The sequence below is a fragment of the Candidatus Omnitrophota bacterium genome (assembly GCA_030688425.1).
GTDB lineage: Bacteria > Omnitrophota > Gorgyraeia > Zapsychrales > JANLHA01 > JAUYIB01.
The window spans coordinates 1-1,511 of record JAUYIB010000025.1; the positions used below are offsets into that span (position 1 = coordinate 1).

The window sequence follows — 1,511 nt, forward strand, 5'->3', positions numbered from 1 at the left end:
GTATTTCTTAAGGTTATAGGCCATCGCCGACAGTTGCATGCACTTGTTGGCCTGTGCCAGCCCCAGCGTGTTTACCTTGCCCATGCCCATAAACTGGGTGAGCGTCCCGAAGACCGGTTCCACCGTGCTCTGCCGTTTGCCTTTCATATACCTGCCCCGTGGGCTGTTGACCCGGGCAATGTTACGTTCATATTCCTCTCGATATGCTGTTATGTTGATGCGTTTTTCGTGTGACTTGCCGATGCACTTGGCCTTGATGGGACAGCCCTTGCAATCGCTCCGCCTGGTGAAATAGTTATCCTTGAGCGTTCCCTTTTCCAGTTTCTGCTTGCGGAAGGTCACCTTTTTTCCCTGTGGGCACAGCCAGTAATTGCCATCCTCGCTATATGTAAAACCTTCCGGCCCTCCCTTATAGGTCCCGTGGGGCGGGATAAAGCTCTTGATGCCCTGCCCTTCAAGAAACGCATAGTTCTCGCCGCTGCTGTAGCCCGTGTCGGCCACGCAGTTTTCCCAGACCAGACCTTGTTTCCATAGCCGCCGTTTTAATCGCTGTACAATGTCCGGCAATTGCTGGTTGTCCTTGCCATCCGCGTGATAGGCCCTTATATCGCTGATCACGTGATGGGCGGTGTCCACACTGAGCTGGCTCAGGTAATTGAGCTTTCTTGCCTTGCCGGGCTTTACGCTGATGCGCGCATCGGGATCGGTGGGGCTGTAATGGGTCTTGTTGCTGGTGTAGCGGCTGCCCTTGTTACCGGCACCGGGGCGCTGGTCCTGGTCCTTGGCCCATTTTTGGTTGCGGCTCTTTATTTCCTGTAGCTCGGTACTGCTGGCCGAGAGGTTCTGTTGGTCATTGGGTGCCTTATTTGTCTTTGTCTGCCGCAGGGGCTTCTGCCTGTCCCCGGCACTGATATGGCGGAGCTTGCGAAGGTGCGCCTCCAGTTCTTCCTCGGGGACCTTCAATTCCAGGCTGTCCATAGAGGCATTGGCCTTTACCGGGGCGCTGTCCACCGCTTGGGTATGGCCGCTGACCATCCCGGCATCCACGCAAAGGGTGAAGACCTTCGTGAACACTGTCTCGAAGACATCCTCCGGAAACAGTTGCCGCGTGCGGCTGATGGTGGAGTGCCAGGGCAGTTCCTCGTCTATGCCGTAGCCCAGAAAGTAGAGGATGTCCAGGCGCATCCCGCAATGGTCAACGAGCCTGCGGTCACTGGTAATGTTCTCCAGGTAGCCCACTAAGCAAATCTTAAAAAAGACCACGGGATCTATGCTTTTTTGCCCGCTCTGTCCGTAGAATTTGTTGGTAAGTGGATAAAGGAAATCCAGATTGACTGCCTCTTTTAACCTGCGATAAAAATTTTCGCTTGATACCCTGTCACTTAGTTTAAAGCTTGTGAAGAGTTTTTCCTGATAGTTTTTCTTTCCTTGCATAGGCATGAAATTAATAAATTTCTGCTTTTTATGCAAGCATTTTCTATATTTGATGAGGTAGTTGTGCAACAGGCACA

1 protein-coding gene is annotated in these 1,511 nt (G+C 52.6%); it reads right to left on the bottom strand.

Going from position 1 to position 1,511, the window contains the following annotated elements; genetic code table 11:
• The coding region (locus Q8Q08_10440; GenBank protein MDP2654434.1) for an IS1182 family transposase at nt 1-1,470 on the bottom strand (1,470 nt) is incomplete at its 3' end.
• Nucleotides 1,471-1,511: the final 41 nt, after the last annotated feature.